At 69.8% G+C, this 20152-nt stretch carries 22 protein-coding genes; 7 read left to right on the forward strand and 15 right to left on the reverse strand.

Annotation, left to right across the window (positions count from 1 at the left end; genetic code table 11):
- Positions 1–27: 27 nt before the first annotated feature.
- Complete coding sequence (locus KHC23_RS02630; protein ID WP_213369209.1) at positions 28–444, reverse strand: Ohr family peroxiredoxin; 417 nt, start codon at positions 442–444, stop codon at positions 28–30.
- A gap of 229 nt (positions 445–673) precedes the next feature.
- Between KHC23_RS02630 and ygfZ the strand changes: the two genes are divergently transcribed.
- Genes ygfZ through KHC23_RS02650 form a run of 4 tightly spaced genes read left to right on the forward strand, consistent with a single transcriptional unit; the run spans position 674 to position 3295 of the window.
- Positions 674–1522 carry a CAF17-like 4Fe-4S cluster assembly/insertion protein YgfZ gene (gene ygfZ, locus KHC23_RS02635; protein WP_213369211.1) on the forward strand — a complete coding sequence of 283 codons (849 nt, stop codon included), beginning with the start codon at positions 674–676 and terminating at the stop codon, positions 1520–1522.
- Positions 1519–2139 (forward strand): DNA-3-methyladenine glycosylase I, encoded by a 621-nt coding sequence (locus KHC23_RS02640; RefSeq protein ID WP_213369213.1) that lies wholly within the window; start codon positions 1519–1521, stop codon positions 2137–2139. Before ygfZ ends, KHC23_RS02640 begins: the two co-directional genes overlap by 4 nt.
- Positions 2136–2792, forward strand: coding sequence for a YfbR-like 5'-deoxynucleotidase (locus tag KHC23_RS02645; protein ID WP_213369215.1), 657 nt, complete (start codon positions 2136–2138; stop codon positions 2790–2792). Before KHC23_RS02640 ends, KHC23_RS02645 begins: the two co-directional genes overlap by 4 nt.
- On the forward strand, positions 2789–3295 hold the full coding sequence (locus KHC23_RS02650) for a tyrosine phosphatase family protein (RefSeq protein ID WP_213369217.1): 507 nt from the start codon (positions 2789–2791) through the stop codon (positions 3293–3295). The genes KHC23_RS02645 and KHC23_RS02650 overlap by 4 nt, the downstream gene beginning before the upstream one ends.
- 149 nt (positions 3296–3444) lie before the next feature.
- Here the strand turns inward: KHC23_RS02650 and KHC23_RS02655 are convergent, their stop codons facing one another.
- Positions 3445–4122 (reverse strand): L,D-transpeptidase, encoded by a 678-nt coding sequence (locus KHC23_RS02655; RefSeq protein WP_213369218.1) that lies wholly within the window; start codon positions 4120–4122, stop codon positions 3445–3447.
- A 310-nt stretch (positions 4123–4432) separates the two neighbouring features.
- Here KHC23_RS02655 and KHC23_RS02660 point away from each other — a divergent pair, with 310 nt between their 5' ends.
- The 3 genes from KHC23_RS02660 to KHC23_RS02670 all read left to right on the forward strand — a co-directional run bounded on the left by KHC23_RS02660 (position 4433) and on the right by KHC23_RS02670 (position 7029).
- Positions 4433–5689: an MFS transporter gene (locus KHC23_RS02660; protein WP_213369220.1), complete on the forward strand. Its 1257-nt coding sequence runs from the start codon at positions 4433–4435 to the stop codon at positions 5687–5689.
- Between the two features lie 189 nt (positions 5690–5878).
- Complete coding sequence (locus KHC23_RS02665; RefSeq protein ID WP_246544100.1) at positions 5879–6367, forward strand: hypothetical protein; 489 nt, start codon at positions 5879–5881, stop codon at positions 6365–6367.
- A gap of 236 nt (positions 6368–6603) precedes the next feature.
- Complete coding sequence (locus KHC23_RS02670) at positions 6604–7029, forward strand: DoxX family protein (protein ID WP_213369224.1); 426 nt, start codon at positions 6604–6606, stop codon at positions 7027–7029.
- An 82-nt stretch (positions 7030–7111) separates the two neighbouring features.
- Here KHC23_RS02670 and KHC23_RS02675 read toward each other — a convergent pair whose 3' ends face one another.
- From KHC23_RS02675 to KHC23_RS02735, 13 genes are all read right to left on the reverse strand, one after another.
- Positions 7112–8941: a tetratricopeptide repeat protein gene (locus KHC23_RS02675; RefSeq protein ID WP_246544101.1), complete on the reverse strand. Its 1830-nt coding sequence runs from the start codon at positions 8939–8941 to the stop codon at positions 7112–7114.
- A 150-nt stretch (positions 8942–9091) separates the two neighbouring features.
- Positions 9092–9511, reverse strand: a complete 420-nt coding sequence (locus tag KHC23_RS02680) for a phage holin family protein (protein ID WP_213369226.1) — start codon at positions 9509–9511, stop codon at positions 9092–9094.
- A complete protein-coding gene (locus tag KHC23_RS02685; protein WP_213369228.1) occupies positions 9511–9858 on the reverse strand; it encodes a hypothetical protein in 348 nt (115 codons plus the stop codon). Before KHC23_RS02685 ends, KHC23_RS02680 begins: the two co-directional genes overlap by 1 nt.
- Before the next feature lie 85 nt (positions 9859–9943).
- On the reverse strand, positions 9944–10675 hold the full coding sequence (gene trmB, locus KHC23_RS02690) for a tRNA (guanine(46)-N(7))-methyltransferase TrmB (RefSeq protein ID WP_213369229.1): 732 nt from the start codon (positions 10673–10675) through the stop codon (positions 9944–9946).
- 97 nt (positions 10676–10772) lie between these two features.
- Positions 10773–11966: a methionine adenosyltransferase gene (gene metK / locus KHC23_RS02695; RefSeq protein ID WP_213369231.1), complete on the reverse strand. Its 1194-nt coding sequence runs from the start codon at positions 11964–11966 to the stop codon at positions 10773–10775.
- Positions 11967–12099: 133 nt separating this feature from the next.
- On the reverse strand, positions 12100–12510 hold the full coding sequence (locus KHC23_RS02700; RefSeq protein ID WP_213369233.1) for a helix-turn-helix domain-containing protein: 411 nt from the start codon (positions 12508–12510) through the stop codon (positions 12100–12102).
- Between the two features lie 112 nt (positions 12511–12622).
- Positions 12623–14212, reverse strand: a complete 1590-nt coding sequence (lnt, locus tag KHC23_RS02705; RefSeq protein ID WP_213369235.1) for an apolipoprotein N-acyltransferase — start codon at positions 14210–14212, stop codon at positions 12623–12625.
- Between the two features lie 33 nt (positions 14213–14245).
- Positions 14246–15487 (reverse strand): hemolysin family protein, encoded by a 1242-nt coding sequence (locus KHC23_RS02710; protein ID WP_213369236.1) that lies wholly within the window; start codon positions 15485–15487, stop codon positions 14246–14248.
- Positions 15488–15522: 35 nt separating this feature from the next.
- A complete protein-coding gene (ybeY, locus tag KHC23_RS02715) occupies positions 15523–16050 on the reverse strand; it encodes an rRNA maturation RNase YbeY (protein WP_213369245.1) in 528 nt (175 codons plus the stop codon).
- Positions 16047–17075, reverse strand: coding sequence for a PhoH family protein (locus KHC23_RS02720; protein WP_213369753.1), 1029 nt, complete (start codon positions 17073–17075; stop codon positions 16047–16049). Before KHC23_RS02720 ends, ybeY begins: the two co-directional genes overlap by 4 nt.
- Positions 17076–17209: 134 nt before the next feature.
- Positions 17210–18634, reverse strand: a complete 1425-nt coding sequence (miaB, locus tag KHC23_RS02725; RefSeq protein WP_213369248.1) for a tRNA (N6-isopentenyl adenosine(37)-C2)-methylthiotransferase MiaB — start codon at positions 18632–18634, stop codon at positions 17210–17212.
- Between the two features lie 261 nt (positions 18635–18895).
- Positions 18896–19669, reverse strand: a complete 774-nt coding sequence (gene olsA, locus KHC23_RS02730) for a lyso-ornithine lipid O-acyltransferase (RefSeq protein WP_213369250.1) — start codon at positions 19667–19669, stop codon at positions 18896–18898.
- A gap of 4 nt (positions 19670–19673) precedes the next feature.
- Positions 19674–20141, reverse strand: coding sequence for a Fur family transcriptional regulator (locus tag KHC23_RS02735; protein WP_213369252.1), 468 nt, complete (start codon positions 20139–20141; stop codon positions 19674–19676).
- Positions 20142–20152: the final 11 nt, after the last annotated feature.

Genomic DNA, 20152 nt, shown 5'->3' on the forward strand with positions numbered 1-20152 from the left:
TTGGCGACGTCGTTCTTTCGACGCCTCTTACGCCACGCTGAGCTCGACCGGGATATTGCCGCGCGTCGCCTTGGAGTAGGGGCACATCTGATGCGCCGCCTCCAGCACCTCCTGGGTCTGCTCGGCGGTGAGTGTCGGGGCCTTGAGCGAGAGCTTGGCGGCGAGGCTGAAGCCGTCATCGCCCTTCACCAGCGACACCGCGACGGTGACGGCGGCGCCGGTGACGTCCAGCTTCTTCTGGTGGCCGACCGCCTCGACGGCGGAGCCGAAGCAGGCGGCATAGCCGGTGGCGAACAGGTGCTCGGGCGTGGTCATGCCGGGTTCGAGCACGCCGTTCTTGGGCATGCCGAGATCGACGGAGACCGAGCCGTCGCTGGTCTGGGAATGGCCGTTGCGCCCGCCGATGGCGGTGGCGGTGCCGGTGAAGAGAACGGTGCCGGACATCAGAATCTCCCTGGGAAATGGTGGAGGCCGGGACAGCGCGGCCCCGCCAGAAGATGGGGCGTCCGGGGCGCCGGGCAACCGCGCGCGGGCAATTGCCCGTGCGCGATCGACAGGCCGGCGCTCTGTTCCCGTTTCGTTTCTTTGTGCTTGCCCCAAAGCGCCCTGCGTCGTACCTCTCGGGCAACCCGCCCGCACCGCCGGGCCCCGCTGTTTTTTGGAGCGCGCCTGCATGCCGATCGCGATCCTGAAGGAACGTGCCGTCGCCCGCATCGCCGGGGCCGACGCCGCGCATTTTCTCGACAACCTGCTCACCTCCCGCACCCCCGCGCCGGGCGCGGCGCGCTATGCCGCGCTGCTCGCCCCGCAGGGCAAGATCGTCGCCGACATGATCGTGCTGGCGACCGAGGGCGGCTTCCGCCTCGACATTCCCCGCGCCGTCGCCGCCGATCTTCTCAAGCGGCTGCAGCTCTACCGGCTGCGCGCCAAGGTCGAGATCGGCCTGCTCGACGATCTCGCGGTCGCCGTGGCCTGGGGCGGGGCGAGCCCGCTGGTCGACACGCTGGCTTATGATGACCCGCGCCTGCCCGCGCTCGGCCGGCGCTTCCTGCTGCCCGCCGCCGAGGCGGCGCAGATCGCCATGGTGCCGGAGGCCGAATGGCAGGCCCACCGCATCGCCCTCGGCGTGCCGGAGGGCGGGCAGGATTTCCTTTATGGCGACGCCTTCCCGCACGAGGCGGACATGGACCAGCTCGGCGGCATCGACTTCGACAAGGGGTGCTATGTCGGGCAGGAGATCGTCAGCCGCGTGCAGCATCGCGGCACGGCCCGGACCCGCATCATCCCGCTCGCCCTGTGCGGCCCGCCTCCGGCCGAGGGCACGCCGATCACCGCCGGCGGCAAGAGCATCGGCCGCGTCGGCTCGGGCGTGGAGGGGCGGGCGCTGGCGCTGGTGCGGCTCGACCGGCTGGAGGATGCACGCGCCGCCGGCCATGTGGTGGAGGCGGACGGCGCCGCGCTGGTGCCCGAACGCCCGAGCTGGGCACGCTTTGCCGTCCCCGGCACGGAGGGCGCGGCATGAAGGTCCACAGCCATGACGACGGCGTCACCCGCTGCGCCTGGTGCGGCACCGATCCGCTCTATGTCGCCTATCACGACACCGAATGGGGCGTGCCCGAATATGACGACCGCGCTCTGTTCGAGAAGCTGATCCTCGACGGCTTCCAGGCCGGCCTCGCCTGGATCACCATATTGCGGAAGCGCGAGGGGTTTCGCTCCGCCTTCGACGGGTTCCAGCCGGAGATCATCGCCCGCTACACCCCTGACAAGGTGGAGGCGCTGATGCAGGATGCCGGCATCGTGCGCAACCGCTCGAAGATCGTCTCGACGGTGCGCTCGGCGCAGGTCTGGCTCGACATCCAGGAACGCGGGCCGGGCTTCTCCCGGCTGCTCTGGGACATCAACGGCCCGGTGCTGGACAATCGCCGGGAACCCGGCGCGCCGGCGCTGGTCACCTCGCCGGTGGCGCTCGCCATGTCGAAGGAGCTGAAGACGCGCGGCTTCAACTTCGTCGGCCCGACCATCGTCTATGCCTTCATGCAGGCGGTGGGCATGGTGGACGACCACGCCGTCACCTGCCACCGTCACGGTGCGGGTGCGGGTGCGGGTGCGGGTGCGGGTGCGGGTGCGGCGCGATGAGCGAGAGCGCCAGCGCCGCCGGTGCCAGGGCGCCGGGCCGCGGCAAGGCGTTGCGCGCGTGGCAGCGCATGCTGTCGGGCCGGCGGCTCGACCTCATCAATCCCTCGCCGCTCGACATCGAGATCGAGGACATCGCCCATGGACTCGCCCGCGTCGCCCGCTGGAACGGCCAGACGCGCGGCGAGCACATCTTCTCGGTGGCGCAGCACTCGGTGCTGGTGGAGTTGATCGCCCGCCGGCAGGCCGGAGCGCGCGGCGGAGATCTCGACCGCCGCTGGCGGCTCGCCATGCTGCTGCACGACGCGCCGGAATATGTGGTCGGCGACATGATCAGCCCGTTCAAGGCGGTGATCGGCGGCGACTACAAGGCGGTGGAGGCGCGGCTGCTGGCGGCGGTGAGCCTGCGCTTCGGCCTGCCGCCGCACTGGCCCGCGGCGCTGGTCGCCCGGGTGAAGGCGGCCGACCGCGCCAGCGCCTTCCTGGAGGCGACGCGGCTCGCCGGCTTCGAGGTCACCGAAGCCCGCCGCTTCTTCGGCACGCCGTGCCCGCTCGACAGCGCCGACGAGCGGGACTACCTCACCCCCTGGAGCGCGGACGAGGCCAAGGCGCGCTTCCTTGCCCGCTTCGAGGAACTGGTCGCGGAGGCATCATGATCCACGTCTGCCCGCTCTCCCGCCTGGAGGAGACCGTCACCCGCACCGGCGCCCAGCATGTGCTGAGCGTGATCAATGTCGCCACGCCGGTGACGCTGCCGGCAACGGTGCGGCGCGAAAACCATCTCTTCGTCGGCTTCAACGACATTCTCGCCCCGCAGCAGGGGCTGATCCACCCGGCGGCGGAGCATGTGGAGGCGATGCTCGGCTTCATCAGCCGCTGGCCGCGCGCGGCGCCGCTGGTGGTGCATTGCTTTGCCGGCATCAGCCGCTCCACCGCCTCGGCCTATATCGCCGCCTGCGCGCTTGAGCCGGGCCGCAATGAGGCCGAACTCGCGCAGGCGCTGCGCGCCGCCTCGCCCATCGCCACGCCGAACGCGCTGCTGGTCGAGATCGCCGATGCCGCGCTCGGCCGGCAGGGCCGCATGAGCGCCGCCATCGCTGCTATCGGCCGTGGCCGCGAGGCGATGGAGAACGAGCCGTTCGAGATAAAGTTGGGCTGAGAGCTTCGCGGCGGCCGACGCCGGGTGTGGTGGAACCTCGCCGTCGTCCCCGGGGCCAGACCCGGGCACGACGCCGCCCTGGCGGCGTGCGCTACGTTCCCGGGCGTCAAAGGTCTGCACGGGTGGCCGGTGCGCGTCGCGCCCCGCGCTCAGCTCACCGGCACGCCGCCCGCCGGCAGCACCACCACGCGGGTGCCGGTCGGCACGCGGCGGTAGAGGTCGATGATGTCCTGATTGATGAAGCGGATGCAGCCGGAGGAGACCTGGGTGCCGATGGTCCACGGCTCCGTGGTGCCGTGCAGGCGGTAATAGGTGTCGCGGCCGTTCTTGTAGAGGTAGAGCGCGCGCGGCCCCAGCGGGTTGGTCGGCCCGCCGGGCAGGCCGCCGGCATAGGGGCCGTAGCGCTCCGGCTCGCGGGCGATCATGTCGGGCGTGGGCGTCCAGCCCGGCCACGCCGCCTTGCGGGCGATGATGCCCTCGCCGCGGAAATTGAAGCCTTCCTGCCGGCCGACGCCGACCCCGTAGCGCAGCGCCCGGCCATTCGCCATCACGAGATAGGCGAAGCGCTCATTGGGGTCGACCACGATGGTGCCGGGCTGGTAGCGGGTGCTGAAGGCCACTTCCTGGCGCAGGAAGCGCGGGTCGATCTCGGTCAGGTCCACCGCCGGCACCGGGAACGGCTCGTCGTTGATCGCCGCATACATGCGCAGATAGTGCGGGTCCATCGCCGGCGGCAGGACCCGGCTCGTCATCGGCTCGCGCGTGGTGACGCAGCCGGCGAGGGCGAGGGGCGAGGCGATCAGGAACAGGCGTCGGTCGAGGAGCATGGGGGGGCGCACGCGGGGAGGGGAGACGGGGAGGCGGTGAAATGGGGCAATGATCCTCACCTACAGGCGAAGCATGGCAAAGTGCATGAATCGGCCGATCACGGGCGCGTCAGCGGCCTCTATTGCCGGCGGCTGTGGCACGATGGCCACGCCTGACGCACGCAGGCACCGTTTCATCGGCGCTCCCGGCACGGCTCATCAGTTTTGCTGATGGTCATCCTGAAATTTATTGGTTATCCACCATAGGCTCCCGATCGTAATCTGACCGCTCGACGCGGCCCTGGAGCCCGTCCCGATTCGAGGCCCTGCGATGTCCGCTGCCACCGACGCCCCCGGGCCCAGCCCTGCCCCCCGAACCGGCCTCGCCGCCCGCGCGCCCTTGCTGATCGTGCTGTGCGGCTGCCTCATCGCCATGCTCAGCTTCGGCCCGCGCGCCTCGTCGGGCATCTTCATGCTGCCGATGACGGGCGAATATGGCTGGGGCCGCGACACGTTCGGCCTCGCCATCGCCATCCAGAATCTGGTCTGGGGCCTCGGCACGCCCTTCGCGGGCGCCGTCGCCGACCGCTTCGGGGTGATGCGGGTGCTGTGGCTGGGCGCGCTGCTCTACGCCGCCGGGCTGGTGCTGATGGCCTATTCGGCGACGCCGGGGATGCTGCATCTGTCGGCCGGCGTGCTGGTCGGCTTCGGTCTTTCCGGCTGCTCGTTCAACATCGTGCTCGCCGCCTTCGGCAAGATGCTGCCGGAGAAGTGGCGCCCGCTCTCCTTCGGCGCCGGCACCGCAGCCGGCTCGTTCGGCCAGTTCCTGTTTCCCCCGCTCGCCGCCGGGCTCAATATGACCATTGGCTGGCACCAGACGCTGATCGTCTTCGGCCTCGTCATGCTGCTGGTGCTGCCGATCTCGCTGGCGCTGGCCGGGGCGCCCTCCGCCGCCAGGGCGGGGGAGCGCCAGCAATCCATCGGCGCCGCGCTGGGCGAGGCGTTCCGCCACCCGAGCTATGTGCTGCTGGTGCTCGGCTTCTTCACCTGCGGCTTCCAGCTGGCCTTCGTCACCACCCATCTGCCGGCCTACCTCATCGACCGCGGGCTCTCCATCACCGTGGGCGGCTGGACATTGGCGGCGATCGGCCTCGCCAACATGGTGGGCTCGCTCGGCTCGGGCTGGCTGTCGAGCCGCATGCCGCGGCGCTACCTGCTGGCGGCGATCTATTTTGCCCGGGGCCTCGCCATCATCGCCTTCGTTCTGCTGCCGGCGACGCCGGTCACCGCGCTGGGCTTCGGCGTGGTGCTCGGCCTGCTGTGGCTTTCCACCGTGCCGCCGACCTCGGGGCTGGTGATGCTGATGTTCGGCACCCGCTATCTCGCCATGCTCTTCGGCTTCGCCTTCTTCAGCCACCAGGTGGGCGGGTTCCTCGGCGTCTGGCTGGGCGGGCTGCTCTACGAGCAACTCGGCTCCTATGATTTCGTCTGGTGGCTGTCGGTGGCGCTGAGCTTCGCCTCTGCCGCCATCAACCTGCCGATCGTCGAGAAGCCGGTGGCGCGCAGCCCGCAGCCGGCCACGCCGTAAGGGTGCCGCGTGTTTGCGCGGCGTTAACCCTCATCCTTCACCATAGGCGTCGTGGTACCGATGGCGTTGCGACGGGGCCACACAAGGCAGGTCGCGTGCCCTCGCCGAGGGCGCTGATTCGCCGCCCGGCCTTGACAAGGCAGGCCCTTCGCAGCGCATCGTGAATGCCCCCGAGCGATGGAAACCCTCATGCGCGTGTTTTCTGCCCTGCCGGCTGTCGCCGTTCTCGCCGCCACCGTCGCGGCGCCGATGGCGTCCGCCTCGGCCGAAACGCTCACGGCGCAGGACGCCCAGCGCTTCGTCATGGGGCAGACCTTCTCCTATACCTGCTATGAGGGCACGGCCGGCTCCGGCCGCATCATGCCGGACGGCTCGGTGGCCGGTACCATCCAGATCCGCGGCAAGGGCAGCGCGCGCTATGTGACGCTGCCGGCCGGCACCATCATGGTGCGCGGCGAGAAGGTGTGCGCCAAGCTCAAGGGGATGGCGTTCCAGCCCTGTTTCGAGCTGGAGAAAACCGACAAGGTCAGCTTCCGCGGCAATCTCGCCGGGGCGGACCGGCTGTGGTGCGAGTTCAAGCGCGGCGGCAGCGGGCGCACCCGGCTGGCCGAGCGCTCGGCCAGCCGCAAGACGGCGGCGCCCGGGCCGCACGCGGCCGAGATCGTTTCCGAGGAATAGGCGCCGCTCCCGACCGTCGAGCAGCGGCTCCATCGGTCAAGGCGTGGCTCTCCCGGAATTCCCGGCCATGCCGATGGCTGCCGTTCGAGAGGCGGCTGTCAATCACTCTTCTATTGCACGGGCGCAAGGTCGTTCCGGTAATTGCGGCTATCGTGTTGCAGAAGGCGTTGGGTTACCTCGGGGCCATGGCAGGCGCTGCCTGCTCCGTTCCCTCAACGCTTCCCGCGAGACCCGCCATGATCGATTCCCGTTCCGCGCCCTATGGCGCCTTCGTCCTCCGCGTCGCCCTCGGCCTGATGTGGGTGACCCATGCCCTGCTGAAATACGCCGTCTTCACCATTCCCGGCTTTGCCGGCTATCTCGGCAGCCTCGGCCTGCCGGAAGCGCTGGCCTGGCCGGTGTTCCTGGCCGAACTGGCCGGCGGCCTGCTGATCATCGCCGGGGTCTATGCCCGCCACGTGGCATTGCTGCTCATCCCGGTCATGGCCGGCGCCATGAGCGTGCACATTCCCAATGGCTGGCTGTTCTCCGCCGCCGGCGGCGGCTGGGAATATCCCGGCTTCCTGATCGTGAGTTCCTTCGCGCTGTGGCTGATCGGCGACGGCGCCTTCGCGCTGCGCTCGCGCCCGCTGCTCTTTGTCGGCCGCCCGGCCGCTGCCTGAGCGGGCGGCCGCTGAAACGAACACGGGCGGGTCTGGCCAGACCCGCCCGTGTTGAATCCCGGGAGTACCGACAGGGCGGGGATCAGCCGCCGTCGCCGGTCTTCGGCGCGTCCTGCGACTTGTCGACCGCCGCCTTCTGCGGCGCGGCGGCGGGGGACGCCTCGGTCTTCTGGATCTCGCCGCTCTGGCCGTCCTTGCCGGACTTGACCCGCTCCGCCTCGTCGAGGCCGACGGCGATCTTGCGCTCGATGTCGGCGAGTTCGTCCGGCTCCGGCTTCAGGTCGCGGGCGTGGTTCCACTTGAAGCGGGCTTCCAGCTTGCGGTCGACCTTCCAGTAGGCGTCGCCGAGATGGTCGTTGATCACCGCTTCGTTCGGCTTGAGCTCGACCGCGCGTTCGAGTTCGCGCACCGCCTCGTCATAATGGCCGGTGCGGTAATAGGCCCAGCCGAGGCTGTCGATGAAGAAGCCGTCATCGGGCCGCAGCGACACCGCCTTGCGGATCATGTCGGTGCCGGCCTCGAGGTTCACCCCCTGGTCGATCCAGCTATAGCCGAGATAGTTCAGCACATGCGGCTGGTTGGGGCTGAGCGCCAGCGCCTTCTTCAGATCGGCCTCGGACTTGTCCCACTGCTTGGTGCGCTCGAAGCAGGTGCCGCGGAAATAATACAGCATCCAGTCCTTGCTGTCGGGCGTGCCCAGATCGTCGATGGCCCGGGTGTAGACCTCCGCCGCCTCGGCATATTTCTCGTTGGCGCGCAGCACATCGCCCAGCGCCATGATCGAGCGCTGGTCCTTCACATTTCCGGCAACCACCTGCTTCAGCACCGCCAGCGCCTCGTCATGACGGCCGACGGCGTCGAGATTGAGCGCGCGCTGCACCTCCGCATTGGTCTTGAAGGGCGACGAATCGGGCACCGCGGCATAGAGCGCGATGGCATCCTCATGCCGCTTCATCGATTCGAACAGGTCGGCGAGGGTGATCGTCATCAGCGGCTGCGAGGGGTCGAGCCAGCGGCCGAGCTGGAGATAGACGAGGGCAAGGTCCTCGCCGCCCTGCCGGCCGAGCGCGGCGCCGATGCCGTAAAGCACCTCCGCCGCGCCGGCGGCAGGCGTCGTCACCAGAGGCGGCAGGGTCTTGCCGGCCTTCAGCTGCGCGAGCGCGCCGGCCACCAGCGGATCGCCGGGCACCAGCTTGTCGAACGCCTCATAGGTCTCGATGGCGAGCTTCTTGTCGGCGTTGCGCGAGGCCCAGCGCGCATAGGCGTCGACCACCCGCAGCGTGCGCGGGTCGAGCTTCAGCGCCGCCTCCAGCCGCTGGCCGGACTCCTTCTTCACACCGGCCGCGTCGAGGATCAGCCCGGCGTGGAAATCCTTGAAGCCGGTGTACCATTCCGGCCCCTGCAGCGCGTCGATGGCCTTGACGCCGGCACGCGCCTCGCCCGAGCCGAACTGGCTCCAGGCGCTCAGCAGGGTGGCGTTCAATTCGGCAATGGCGCCCTGGCCCGAGCGGCGCAGATTGCTGCGGGCGGTGACGTACTGCTTCGCCTTGATGGCGCGCACGCCGAGCACCAGCCGCGCCAGCGTGTGCTCGGGGTCGATCCGGACGATGCGCCGGGCGAGCTGCACCGCCTCTTCGATCGAGCCTTCCGCCAGCAGGGTGAGGAAGGCGCGCTCCAGCAGTTCGCCATTGCGCGGGAACAGCCGCACCAGTTCGCGGTAATAGGCCGCCGCCGCCGCGGTGTCGCGCTCGGCAATGGCGAGACGGGCCGCCAGATAGTTGCCGGCGGGGGCGGAGCGGGCGATGAAATCGGCCGGAGGGGCGTCGGCGCGCGCGGGCAGGGTGAGGCCCAATGCCGTGAGCGTGGCGAGAATGGCCGCTCCCGGCCGCAGCGACAAGCGTCGGAACGTCAAGTTGGAACCTCCTGCGGCAAGCGGAACACCCCTGCACCACGTGGGTAGCGCCGGGTTCCGGCCTTTGTGGCAGATTGGTCCTTTTTAGCGGCCGCTGCAATAACGGGAGGCTAATGCGGACCGGGCCCGCGAGGGCCCGATGCGACAGTTTCAGACCCGTCGGCCAAGAATAAGGCCGATTATCGCCGCACCCGCCGCAATGCCCAAGGTGGTATTCAGGCCGGGGGACGGCGTGGGGGGCGCCGCCGGCGGCACTCCTGCCACCGGCGGTGCGGCGCCAAAGGCGCCATACCCGCCATAGCCACCAAACGCCCCTGGCCGCCGCCGGTTGCGCAGCAGGGCGACGAGGAAAAAGATCAGGCCCACCACCAAGGTGCCCCCGCCCAGCACCAGCGCGGCGGTGAGCGCGTCATAGCGCTCGGCCAGCACGATGAACGTCGCCGCGATGAAGAAGAGCACGGAGAGCGCGACCAGCAGACCGCCAATGGCGAGCAGCAGGGCCGTGTTGGCGGCCCTGCGTACCGTCAGGCGTAGTTCCGCGCCGAAGATGGACAGCAGCAGCCGCAGCATTACCGGCCCCGCGACAGCAGGCCGAACACGAAGCCGACCCCCAGCGCCGCGAGCACCGAGCCATAGGGATTGCGTTCGATCGTCGCGCCGAGGTCGCCGCCGAGCGCCTGCGCCCGTGTCTTGGCATCGTGCAGGGCGGCATAGCCTTCTTCCGCCAGGCCGGCGGCCGCCGCCTCGGCCCGTGCCGCACCGGAGCGGAACCGGCCGGTGACGGCATCGGCGGCCGCGCCGCCCTCCGCCTTGGCGATGGCGGCAAGCGTCTCGGTCAGCTTGGCGACATCGCCCCGCAGGGTCGAGAGGTCGGCGGACAGCTTGGCGAAATCGTCCTGCGCATTCGGTTGGGCCATGGTGATCTCCGGGGAGTAGGAAACGAGGAAAGGAACAGCCCGACAACGCGGGCGCCATTGCCATGGTTCCCACTCTAGGCGGTATTCACCGGCGCTGGAACTCGTAGTATCCCGGCCTCCGTCCCTCCCGCAGCGCCTTGGCCTCGTAGCGCGTGCCGGGCCAGCCCTCCCACGGCAGGCGCCAGTCGTCGGCGCGCGCCGCCGTCCACTCGAAGCGCGGATCGGCGAGCAGCAGGCGCAGCGTCCAGGCGGCGTAGTGCTCGATGTCGGTGGCGAAGCGGAAATGCCCGCCGGGCGCGAGAAGACGGGCGAAGCGGTCGATGTTGTCGCCCCGCACGAAGCGCCGCTTCCAGTGCCGGCGCTTCGGCCACGGGTCGGGATAGAGCAGGTCGATGCGCTCCAGGCTGCCGCCGGGCAGGCGGTCGAGCAGCGGCACCACGTCGTCGCCATAGAGCCGAACATTGGCGAGGCCCTCTTCGCTCACCCGCGCCGTCGCCTTGGCGATGCCGTTGAGGAACGCCTCGGCGCCGATATAGCCGATGTCGGGATGGCGCCGCGCCTCGGCAAGCAGGTGCTCGCCGCCGCCGAAGCCGATCTCCAGCCGCACCGCGCGCACCGGACCGGCAAACAGCGCGGTGAGTGGCGCCTCGCCGATATCGTCGAGGGCGATGGCAAGGCGCGGCAGGTCCTGCGCCAGATGGGCGGCCTGCGCGGTGCGCAGCTTCTTGCCCTTGCGCCGTCCGTAGAAGGCGGCGCCGCGCGGCTCGCCGCTGCGGCCGGCGGCCGGCTCGTCATTGCTGGGGTCGTCGGCGGTCATGCGGGCGCTCGAAAGACAGACGGGGCGGACAATTACCTGTCCGCCCCGCATAATCGCAGTGTCGTGCGCGCGCAATCGCGGCGCGGGCGGCAAGCCGTCAGCCGACGGCGGACTTCAGCGCCGCGACCAGGTCGGTCCGCTCCCAGGAGAAGCCGCCATCGGCCTCCGGCGCGCGGCCGAAATGGCCATAGGCGGAGGTGCGGGCGTAGATCGGCTTGTTGAGGCCGAGATGCTCGCGGATGCCGCGCGGGCGCAGGTTCATCACCTCGCGCAGCGCGTTCTCCAGCTTGGCTTCCTCGACCTTGCCGGTGCCGTAGAGGTCGACATAGACGGCCAGCGGATCGGACACGCCGATGGCGTAGGCGAGCTGGATGGTGCAGCGGTCGGCCAGATCGGCGGCGACCACATTCTTGGCCAGATAGCGCGCGGCATAGGCGGCCGAGCGGTCGACCTTGGTCGGGTCCTTGCCGGAGAAGGCGCCGCCGCCATGCGGGGCCGCGCCGCCATAGGTGTCGACGATGATCTTGCGGCCGGTGAGGCCGCAATCGCCGTCCGGCCCGCCGATGACGAACTTGCCGGTGGGGTTGACGTGCCACACGGTGGCCGGGGTGATCCAGCCTTCCGGCAGCGCCTGGCGGATATAGGGTTCGACGATGCTCTGCACGTCGTGCGAGGACAGGTCGGCGTCGAGATGCTGGGTCGAGAGCACGATCTGCGTCACCTCGACCGGCTTGCCGCCCTCATAGCGCACCGTCACCTGGCTCTTGGCATCGGGGCCGAGCACGGTGCTCTCGCCGGAATGGCGGGCATCGGCGAGCAGCTTGAGGATCTTGTGGGCGTAATAGATCGGCGCGGGCATCAGTTCGGGCGTCTCGCGGCAGGCATAGCCGAACATGATGCCCTGGTCGCCGGCGCCCTCATCCTTGTTGCCGGCGGAATCGACACCCTGGGCGATGTCAACCGACTGCGCGTGCAGATGCACGTCGATCTCCGCCTTCTCCCAGTGGAAGCCGTCCTGCTCGTAGCCGATATCCTTGATCGCGAGCCGGGCGATGTGGCTGAGGAAATCCCGGGTGATCTGCGCCGGGCCCCGGGTCTCGCCGGCGATCACCACCCGGTTGGTGGTGGCCAGCGTCTCGGCCGCCACGCGCAGGTGGCTCGGGTCCCAGCCGAATTCCGGGCCGTGCTTGAAGAAGGCGTCGACGATCTCATCGGAGATACGGTCGCAGACCTTGTCCGGGTGGCCTTCGGAAACGGATTCACTGGTGAAGAGATAGGCTTGGCGGGACACGCGTCGGCTCCTCGATTCTCGACCGGGGCATGTGGAGCGCGCCCGGCCGCGCATCTTTTGCAAGCGCGGTCGGGCCGGTCAAGATTTTAACGGCGGATTCGTTCGGAAAAAAGAACGCTGCGACGTGTTCGCCTCAGGGGGTCGGGCCAGGCTCGGCGAGCGCCTCGACCAGGTCCACGATACGGCGGCGGACCTTGCCATCGGCGATCTTGAGGAAGGCGCGGGTAAGGGCCAGCCCTTCGGAGGAGGCGAGAAAATCGGACACATAGGCGGGCGAGGCATCCTCGGCGAAGCCGGCCACTTCGCCGCCCATGCTGGGCGCGCCCTCAAAGAAGAAGGAAACCGACACGCCGAGCACCTGGGAGATGTTCTGCAGCCGGCTGGCGCCGATCCGGTTGGTGCCCTTCTCGTATTTCTGGATCTGCTGGAAGGTGATGCCGAGGCTTTCGCCGAGCTTTTCCTGGCTCATGCCCACCATCATGCGGCGCATACGGACCCGGCTGCCGACATATTTGTCGATCGGATTGGGAGATTTCGTGGTCATCGGCTTCCCCGACTGCAAACAAAAAAATACCTCTCCCCCCCGATCAGAGGGAGAGAAGCAGTGCCCGAGCCCGGCAGTAGTCTAGGCAAAGCAGGTTCTACCGTCGATCAATCTAGGCGTGCATATCTCGCATGCGCAGCATGAACGCCACCAAGCCGAGGCCGAGAACCAGCAGCCACGATATCTTGCTGCCAAACGACGCATAAATGGTACCGGGCAGGGCTTGCGGCAGGCTGCCGTCCAGCACCCCGCGTGCACCCAGAGGTAGAATTCCCCTGATTCGCCCGATCGGGTCGACTATGGCGGAAATGCCGTTGTTGGTGACCCTCACCAGCGGCAGCCCTTGCTCGATTGCCCGCAGCCGCGACTGTTCGAAATGCTGGTAGGGGCCGGGCGTGATGCCGAACCAGGCATCGTTGGACAGGTTGAGCAGGAAGCCCGGTCGCGCCCCCTCGCCGAGATCGGCGGGCATCACCTCGTCGGGGAAGATCGCCTCGTAGCAGATCAGCGGCACCGCCGGGGGAAGGCCGGGAATGTCGAGCAGGTGGCGCGAGGTCGCGGCGGCGAACCCGCCGCGGACCCGGGTCAACGCCTCCAGCCCGATCGCCTCCAGCGTTTCCTGAAACGGCAGGTATTCGCCGAAAGGAACGAGGTGGACCTTGTCGGCGTTGCCGCGGATCGCCCCGCTGGAATCGATCACCCGCACGCTGTTGAACACGTCCGGCCGCTCGCGTCCCGGCACCGCCTGGTAGCGCGCGGCGCCGGTGACCAGCGTGGTGCCGCGCGGCAGCATCGCCACCATGCGGGCGAGGGCCTCCGGCTCGCGTTCGAGGAAGAACGGAAACGCCGATTCCGGCCAGAACAGATGGGTGACGCCGGCAAGGCCGCCCTGGCCCTCGCTGGTGGCGAGGTAGAGGTCCATGACGGTGCGGCGGGCGTCGTAGCGGAACTTCTGGTCCTGCGGCAGGTCGGGCTGCATCAGCCGCAGCGTCACCCCGGGCACGCTGCCGACCTCGGTGCTGGCGAGGCGCCACTGGCCGCCCGCCCAAAGCGCGGCGAGCAGCCCCACGGCGAGGCCGAGCGGCAGATGGCGGGCGCGGCTGGAGGCGTGCGCGTCGAACAGCGCCGCCGGGGCCGCCAGCGTCGCCAGCGTCACCAGGCACAGCCCCGTCAGCCCGATCACCGAGGCGCCTTGCGCGAAGCGCAGATCGGTGGCCAGCGCGTAGCCGAAATCATTCCACGGGAAGCCGGTGAGCAGCGTGCCGCGCAGCACCTCCGTCACGGTGAGCGCGAGCGCGAAGACGAGGATGCGCCCGGGTCCCGCCGTCCACGCCAGCCGGGCCAGCGCGCAGCCAAGCCCGGTATAGAGCGCGAGATAGGCCGGCAGCCCGATCACCGCGAACGGCATCAGCCAGAGAAAAGCGTCCGCCTGCACCAGGAACGCCTCGCCGATCCACCACAGGCCGGCGACGAAATAGCCCAGGCCGAACAGCCAGCCGGCCAGGAAGCTGACGCCCAGCGCCCGGCGCAGCGGCAGGCCGGCCGTGGCGTCGATCAGGAACACCAGCACCGGCAGCGTCAGTGCAAGCACCGGCCACAGGCCGAAGGGCGGCATGGCGAGCGCCGAGAGCCCGCCGGCGAGAAGCGCGGCGAGCGCGCGCCAGCGCGCCGGCGCCGCCTGCAACAGGCCGGGCATCAGCATCGGGGGGAAGCCGGCGCCGCGCCGCGCGCGCGGTCAGGCGGCATCGGTGCCGCGTGCCCGCTCGTTGCGTGAGCCCTCATCCGTCTGCTGGGCCGGCGGCGGCAGGGCGCGGGGGTGTCCGGGCGCCGCCTCGGCGCCCGCCGGCCGCGCCTCAGTGCCGGCCTCGCCACGGCTCGCCGAGATGCGCAGCCGCTTGACCCGGCGCGGATCGGCGTCGAGCACCTCGATCTCGAAACCGCCGGGCGCCAGCACGATCTCGCCGCGCACCGGCACGCGGCCGGCAAGGGTGACGAGCAGGCCGCCCAGCGTGTCGACCTCCTCCGCTTCCTCGCCCAGCGCGAAGGCCGGGTCGATCATTTCCGCCACGTCCTCGAGGCTGGCGCGGGCATCGGCGATGAAGCTGCCATCGGCCTGGCGGGCGATGGTGGGGGTCTCGTCCTCGTCGTGCTCGTCCTCGATGTCGCCGACGATCTCCTCGACCAGGTCCTCCATCGAGACGATACCGTCGGTGCCGCCATATTCGTCGATCACCAGGGCGAGGTGGATGCGGCTCGCCTGCATGCTGGCCAGCAATTCGATCGAGGGCATGGAGGGGGGCACGAACAGCAGCCGGCGGATCAGCTTGGCGCCGCTGAGCGAATTGGAGAGGTCGATGGCCTTGAGGTTGAAGGCGGGCCGCGCCGCCTTGCCGCCGTAGGAGAAGGCGCCCTCCGTGGCGGGCGTGCCGTTGCCACGAAGGCCGGCGCCGGGATTCGGCCCGCGCGGCGTCATGGCGCGCTGGGTGAGGTAGGTCACGAGATCGCGGATATGGACCATGCCGACGGGGTCGTCGAGCGTGTCGTCATAGACCACCAGACGCGAATGGCCGGCTTCGGCGAAGACGGCGAGCAGTTCGCCCAGCGAGATGTCCTTCTGCACCGCGACGATGTCGGCGCGTGGCACCATCAGGTCGCCGATGCGCAATTCGCGCAGGTCGAGAATGCTCTTCAGCATCGTCCGCTCGGTCGCCGTCAGGTCGGCGCCCGGTTCGGCGCTGGTCGAGGCGAGGATGGCGGCGAGGTCGGTGCGCAGCGAGCCGGTGGAGCGCCTGCCGCCGATAAGGTGGCGGAGGCGGTCGAAGATGCCGGCGCGGGGCTCGCTGGAGCGCACGCCGGCCTTGCTTCGCTGCCCGGCGCCGGCCGGGCCGCTACTGGAGGTGCCGCTACCGGCGGCGCCGCTACTTGGGCCCTCGCTGCCCGCAGTGGAGGAGGACGAGGTCGAGACAGGATCGGACATCGGTCTTGGGTCTGTTTGCCTGGATCAGGTTTGGGTCAGGGGTGAACGGGTTCGGTCTCGGCATAGGGGTCGGGTATCGCCAGTCCGGCGAGCACGCGGCGCTCCATCGCCTCCATCTCCTCGGCGTCGTCCACGGCCTCGTGGTCGTAGCCGAGCAGGTGAAGCGTACCATGGACCGCCAGATGCGCGAGATGGTCGGCCAGCGGCTTTCCCTCCGCCTCGGCCTCGCGCGCCAGCGTCTCATAGGCGATGGCGATGTCGCCGAGATGGGGATCGCCGCCCGCCCGCGCCACGTCGGGCGTGGGGAAGGACAGCACGTTGGTGGCGCTGTCCTTGCCGCGCCAGTCGCGGTTGAGGGCGCGGATGGCGTCGTCGTCGGTCAGCTTCACCGCGATCTCGGCGCCGTCAATGTCGATCTCGTACTCGGTCAGCGCACCGGCGCAGGCCGCGCGCACCGCCTGCGCCACAAGGTCAACGGCGCCGGGGAGCGTCGACCACCGGTCGGCCTCCACCAGCACGTCGACCTCGATGCGCGGCCCGCCGCCGCCTGTCGCCTCGCTCATCGTCGCGGTGCCCCGTTTCCGGCGGGCGCCGCCGCCCGCGCCGCCGCGTCCTTGCTGTCATAGGCGGCGACGATGCGGCCGACCAGTTCGTGGCGCACCACGTCGGCGGCGTTGAAGTGGCAGACCTCGACGCCCTCGACATCCCCAAGCAGCCCCACCGCCTCGGCGAGGCCCGAGGTCTGGCCCGGCGGCAGGTCGATCTGGCTCGGGTCGCCGGTGATGATCATGTGCGAGTTCTCGCCCAGCCGGGTGAGAAACATCTTCATCTGCATCGAGGTGGTGTTCTGCGCCTCGTCGAGGATGACGCAGGCATTGGCCAGCGTGCGCCCGCGCATGAAGGCCAGCGGGGCGATCTCGATCTCGCCGGAGGTCATCGCCCGCTCGACGAAGGCGCGGTCCATCAGATCGTGCAGCGCGTCGTAGATCGGGCGCAGATAGGGATCGACCTTCTCCTTCATGTCGCCGGGCAGGAAGCCGAGCCGTTCGCCCGCCTCCACCGCCGGGCGGGAGAGGATCAGCCGGTCGACCACCCGCCGCTCCAGCAGGTGCACGGCATAGGCGACCGCCAGCCAGGTCTTGCCGGTGCCGGCCGGGCCGACGCCGAACACCAGCGTCTGGCGCTTGAGCGCGCGGATATAGGCGTCCTGCGCGGCGGTGCGGGCGCGCACCGGGCGGCGGCGGAGCTGGATCTCGTCGAAGCTCTGCTTCTTGGTGGCGGCGTCGAATTCGAACAGCAGCCCCTGCGCGGCGGCCTCGCGCAGCACGCCCTCGACATCGCCGGGCAGCAATTCGCCGCCCTTCTTCAGCCGGGCGTAGAGCGTCTCCAGCACATGGCGCGCCTGCTCGCAGGCCTCGCGCGGGCCCTCCAGCGTGACATGGTTGCCGCGCTGCTCGGCGACGATCTCCAGCCGCCGCTCGATCAGGGCGAGGTTCTGCCCGTAATGGCCGAAGAGCTGGCTGGCGATCCGGTTGTCGTCGAAGGCGAGCACGATCTGGCCGCTGCCCTCGTCCTCCGCCGTCTCCAGCCAATGCGCGGCCGGCCGGGGGGCCGCCGGCGGGCGCGGGGCGGTCTGCACGGACCCGGCGGGCGCGCCCGCGCGGGTGGAAACCAAGGCACGTTCGGTATCGCTGCCAGTTCCGGTTCCAGGTCGACGCACGCTCACGCCTCCAGCTTCTCGCTCTGCCCGATGAAACGCGATTCCCGCGCCGGGTTCCTCATGAAGAATTCCCCGCCGCGTATGTCGCCCGAAAGACTCTTGGTGCTGACCTCGCGCACCTCGACCTCCGCCAGCGTGCCGATCGCCTCCTGCGGGCCCTCGACGACGACGGACTGGAGATAGGGCGAGCGGCCGATGAGCTGGCCCGGGAAGCGGCCCGGCTTCTCGATCAGTATGTCGAAGCGCCGGCCGCGGCAGGCGGCGTCGAACGCTGCCTTCTGCCGGTCGAGCAGCGCCTGCAGCGCATGGATGCGCTCGGACTTCACCGCCTCGGGAACCTGCTCGCCCATGCCGGCCGCCGGGGTGCCGGGGCGGGAGGAATATTTGAACGAGAACGAGGAGGCGAAGCCGACCTTTTCCACCAGCTCCATCGTGTCGGCGAAATCGGCGTCGCTCTCGCCGGGAAAGCCGACGATGAAATCGGAGGAAAAGGCGATGTCCGGCCGCGCCGCGCGCACCCGGGCGACGATGTCGAGGAACAGCTCGCGGTCGTGCCTGCGGTTCATGGCGGCGAGGATGCGGTTGGAGCCGGACTGCACCGGCAGGTGCAGATAGGGCATCAGCGCGGGAATCTCGCGATGGGCGGCGATCAGTTCGTCGTCCATGTCGCGCGGATGGCTGGTGGTGTAGCGCACCCGGGCGATGCCGGGCACCTCGGCGATGGCGCGCACCAGTTCGGTCAGGTTCGCCGTGCGGCCGGCGGCGTCGAGCCCGTGATAGGCGTTGACGTTCTGGCCGATCAGCGTGACCTCGCGCACCCCGCCATCGGCGAGGCGGCTCACCTCGTCGAGGATCTTGGGGAGCGGGCGCGACACCTCGGCGCCGCGCGTATAGGGCACGACGCAGAAGGTGCAGAACTTGTCGCAGCCTTCCTGCACCGTCACAAAGGCGGTGGGGCCGCGCCTGGCGATGGCGGCGCGGGTCGGCGGGGGCAGGAAATCGAACTTGTCCTCGACCGGGAACTCGGTCTCGACGATGCCGGCGGGCCGGTTGCCGCCGCGCCGCTCGGCGGCGGCGATCAGCTCGGGCAGCTTGTGGTAGCTCTGCGGGCCGACCACGAGGTCGACGCTGCGGGCGCGCTTGAGGATTTCCGCGCCTTCCGCCTGCGCGACACAGCCGGCGACGGCCACCATCTGCCGGCGGCCGGCCTCCTCCTGCGCCTTCCGCAGGCGGCCGAGTTCCGAATAGACCTTCTCGCCGGCCTTCTCGCGGATATGGCAGGTGTTGAGGATGACGAGATCGGCGTCGTCGGGGCTGTCGGTCTCGACATAGCCCTCCTGGGCCAGCGTGTCCGTCATGCGCTGGGCGTCATAGACGTTCATCTGGCAGCCGAAGGAACGGACGTAAAGCTTGCGCGGTTCACTCATTGCGTGTCGATCGACCCGTGCCGCGCGCCCTCGCAGGGTCCGGCGGCGCATTGGGATGGAAGCCCCGAGGCGCGGCGGACGCGCTCTCGCAAGGCGCCCTCGTCCATCGCCGCTCGTTCCCACCTCGGTATCGCGCAGGTCGAGATCGTCTACGTCTCCACGATTAACGCCTATGCCCCTGTGTAGCGGGATTCCCGCCAAAAGGAAATGCGCCGGGGCCGGCGGGAGGGGCGCAAAACCGTGAATTTCCGCAACGTTGCTTCAGCCGGGGCGGCCGGTCAGCGCCTGCGCCAGCATCGTGCGGACCGATTTTTCGGCCTCCTGCGCCGCCACCTTGCGCCCGCCCGCCGCCAGCGGCGCGCCGAAGCGCAGCTCGACCTCGACGCCGCCGCGCCGCAGCACCTCCATCAGATGCGGGGCGAGGTCCATGTCGCCATACCAGGCGAGGCGCGGCCGCCCGGCCCGCCCGAGCGGCAGGCCGGACAGGCCGACATAGGCGATGGCGAGCGGCTGGATGGTCGCCGCCGACCCGTCCTCGTCGCCCAGGCTCTGCCGGGCGGCGCCGATCAGCGCCGAGCGGAACGGCAGCACCCGGTTGCCGTCGCTGGACGTGCCCTCGGCGAACAGCACCACCGGGTCGCCGTCGCCCATCCGCGCCGCCATCTCGCCCGCCACCCGGCCGGTGGCGGTGCGCGAGGTGCGGTCGACGAAGATGGTGCGCTGCAGCCGCGCCAGCAGCCCGATGCCGGGCCAGCGCGCGACCTCGCTCTTGGCGACGAAGCACAAAGGCAGGCGTGAGCCGAGCACCGGAATGTCCAGCCAGGACGAATGGTTGGCGACCAGCAGCAGGGGCCGCGCCGGTGCCGGCGCGCCGACCGCCCGCACCCGCACGCCGACCAGCGCCAGCACGATGCGGTGATAGAGCATGGGGATGGTGCGCCGGGTCGGCAGCCCGAGCGCCACCGAAAGCCACTGGAACGGCAGCCCGACGAGCGTCACCAGCACGACCGGCACGATCACCAGCCACGCCCGCACGGCCTCAATCCTTCTTGGACGAATCGGAAGGCTTGGACACCGCCTGCGTCCTGGGGGCGTCGAGCGGCACGCCGTAGAGTTCCAGCCGATGGCCGACCAGGCGATAGCCGAGCTTGCGGGCGATCTCCTCCTGCAGCCGCTCGATCTCCTCGGAACGGAACTCCACCACATGGCCGGTGCGCAGGTCGATCAGGTGGTCGTGGTGCTCGTCCGGCACCGGCTCGTAGCGCGAACGCCCGTCGCGAAAATCATGCCGCTCGATGATGCCGGCATCCTCGAACAGCTTCACCGTGCGGTAGACGGTGGAGATGGAGATGCGGTCGTCCACCGCCACGGCGCGCCGGTGCAGTTCCTCGACGTCGGGATGATCCTGCGCATCGGCGATGATGCGGGCGATGACGCGCCGCTGGTCCGTCATCCGCAGGCCCAGCGTGACGCAGGCTTCCTCGATCAGGGTCGGCTTGTCGTTCATTCCTCGGCCTG

Source organism: Ancylobacter dichloromethanicus, from assembly GCF_018390645.1.
Taxonomy (GTDB): domain Bacteria; phylum Pseudomonadota; class Alphaproteobacteria; order Rhizobiales; family Xanthobacteraceae; genus Ancylobacter; species Ancylobacter dichloromethanicus.

Bases quoted from the DNA above. Each gene is read 5' to 3' on its own strand.
- KHC23_RS02680 (WP_213369226.1), bottom strand. From the start codon at position 9,511: ATGCTGCGGCTGCTGCTGTCCATCTTCGGCGCGGAACTACGCCTGACG.
- KHC23_RS02630 (WP_213369209.1), bottom strand. From the start codon at position 444: ATGTCCGGCACCGTTCTCTTCACCGGCACCGCCACCGCCATCGGCGGG.
- trmB (WP_213369229.1), bottom strand. From the start codon at position 10,675: ATGACCGCCGACGACCCCAGCAATGACGAGCCGGCCGCCGGCCGCAGC.
- KHC23_RS02650 (WP_213369217.1), top strand. From the start codon at position 2,789: ATGATCCACGTCTGCCCGCTCTCCCGCCTGGAGGAGACCGTCACCCGC.
- KHC23_RS02665 (WP_246544100.1), top strand. From the start codon at position 5,879: ATGCGCGTGTTTTCTGCCCTGCCGGCTGTCGCCGTTCTCGCCGCCACC.
- KHC23_RS02670 (WP_213369224.1), top strand. From the start codon at position 6,604: ATGATCGATTCCCGTTCCGCGCCCTATGGCGCCTTCGTCCTCCGCGTC.
- KHC23_RS02655 (WP_213369218.1), bottom strand. From the start codon at position 4,122: ATGCTCCTCGACCGACGCCTGTTCCTGATCGCCTCGCCCCTCGCCCTC.
- KHC23_RS02685 (WP_213369228.1), bottom strand. From the start codon at position 9,858: ATGGCCCAACCGAATGCGCAGGACGATTTCGCCAAGCTGTCCGCCGAC.
- ygfZ (WP_213369211.1), top strand. From the start codon at position 674: ATGCCGATCGCGATCCTGAAGGAACGTGCCGTCGCCCGCATCGCCGGG.
- KHC23_RS02700 (WP_213369233.1), bottom strand. From the start codon at position 12,510: ATGACCACGAAATCTCCCAATCCGATCGACAAATATGTCGGCAGCCGG.
- KHC23_RS02640 (WP_213369213.1), top strand. From the start codon at position 1,519: ATGAAGGTCCACAGCCATGACGACGGCGTCACCCGCTGCGCCTGGTGC.
- KHC23_RS02645 (WP_213369215.1), top strand. From the start codon at position 2,136: ATGAGCGAGAGCGCCAGCGCCGCCGGTGCCAGGGCGCCGGGCCGCGGC.
- miaB (WP_213369248.1), bottom strand. From the start codon at position 18,634: ATGAGTGAACCGCGCAAGCTTTACGTCCGTTCCTTCGGCTGCCAGATG.
- KHC23_RS02710 (WP_213369236.1), bottom strand. From the start codon at position 15,487: ATGTCCGATCCTGTCTCGACCTCGTCCTCCTCCACTGCGGGCAGCGAG.
- KHC23_RS02660 (WP_213369220.1), top strand. From the start codon at position 4,433: ATGTCCGCTGCCACCGACGCCCCCGGGCCCAGCCCTGCCCCCCGAACC.
- KHC23_RS02735 (WP_213369252.1), bottom strand. From the start codon at position 20,141: ATGAACGACAAGCCGACCCTGATCGAGGAAGCCTGCGTCACGCTGGGC.
- ybeY (WP_213369245.1), bottom strand. From the start codon at position 16,050: ATGAGCGAGGCGACAGGCGGCGGCGGGCCGCGCATCGAGGTCGACGTG.
- lnt (WP_213369235.1), bottom strand. From the start codon at position 14,212: ATGCTGATGCCCGGCCTGTTGCAGGCGGCGCCGGCGCGCTGGCGCGCG.